At 47.7% G+C, this 426-nt stretch carries 1 rRNA gene; it reads right to left on the bottom strand.

Features of this window, described 5'->3' with window-relative positions:
* Positions 1-344: 344 nt before the first annotated feature.
* Positions 345-426: ribosomal RNA gene (locus EKC99_RS15560) — 16S ribosomal RNA — on the bottom strand; the annotation flags it as partial.

Here is a 426-nt window from a genome sequence, read left to right as displayed (position 1 = left end):
CATCGGCTCCTAGTGCCAAGGCATCCACCGTGCGCCCTTTCTAACTTAACTAAACACACTTTTCAGCCTGTTATCTAGTTTTCAAAGAACATGGCTTCTTCTTGAAGCTACATCTTTGCTGCCATGCGCCGAGGAATTTATCATCTTCGTAATCACCCGCAGACGCAGGGGCAAAGCTTCTGCTTGAACCTGCTTCATCGCAGCTTTGCGCCGAGGAATCTATCTTCCTCGAAGCCACTTTTAGACGCAGGCGCAAAACTTCTGCTTGAACATGTATGAGGGACATTCCCTCAAAACTAAACGAAGCGAAAAAGCGTTTTTTATCATATCAATTATATCCTTAGAAAGGAGGTGATCCAGCCGCACCTTCCGATACGGCTACCTTGTTACGACTTCACCCCAATCATTTGCCCCACCTTCGGCGGC

Origin of the sequence: Anoxybacillus sp. MB8 (assembly GCF_011006755.1) — a bacterium.
Classification (GTDB): Bacteria; Bacillota; Bacilli; order Bacillales; family Anoxybacillaceae; genus Anoxybacillus; species Anoxybacillus gonensis.
Note: the sequence above shows the minus strand (reverse complement) of the source record. Positions and strands in the feature narration are given on the sequence as shown.